A 607-nucleotide genomic window follows, 5' to 3' on the forward strand; every position below is an offset into this window, starting at 1 on the left:
TGGGTAACCTGGCTGATGAAACCGTTGACCTGGTCATTAAACAGAGTGATCAGTTGGAGGCGGTCAAGCCGATTCTGGCGGGCAGTATTCGTGAGGTTATGGATCTTGTCGTCAAAGAAGGGGCTCTCTTTGCCGCGAGGCAGAACGGTGAACAATGTGATGACGTGAATGCCTTAGAGGGCGGCACGGCACTTACCGAACAATTACCGACGTTTCTGACCACAGCCACGGTTGAATTAATGGTTGAACTGCTGAGTGACCGTTTGCAATCCGGAGACTGGAAAACAGCAACCGTTACCGAGATCACTACCGGGGAGGTAACGACAGACTCAGCCACGATGATAGCCCGCGAAGTTGACCGAATGCTGGGTGAAGGGCTTGCCGACATGGTTAACGCAGTGGCCGACCAGGTGGAATCACTTCTGCAAAAACACCCATACACTACTGCCGAAGCGGTGCTTGGGGAATTGACCCGGCAAGGGATACACGACGGTGCTGCATGGGTAGGTGAGCTGGTGAACGGCCTGTTTGCCGGTGATGCCCGGGTCGTGTCCAGGGTAATTGATAAGTTAACCGAACAGGCGGAGTCGCTGGTGCAGACCCTGGC

1 protein-coding gene is annotated in these 607 nt (G+C 54.7%); it reads left to right on the forward strand.

Features of this window, described 5'->3' with window-relative positions; all coding sequences use genetic code 11:
- The coding region (locus tag J7438_RS26925; RefSeq protein ID WP_209279087.1) for a hypothetical protein at nucleotides 1–607 on the forward strand (607 nt) is incomplete at both ends.

This window comes from Thalassotalea sp. G20_0, from assembly GCF_017744175.1.
GTDB lineage: Bacteria > Pseudomonadota > Gammaproteobacteria > Pseudomonadales > Endozoicomonadaceae > Endozoicomonas.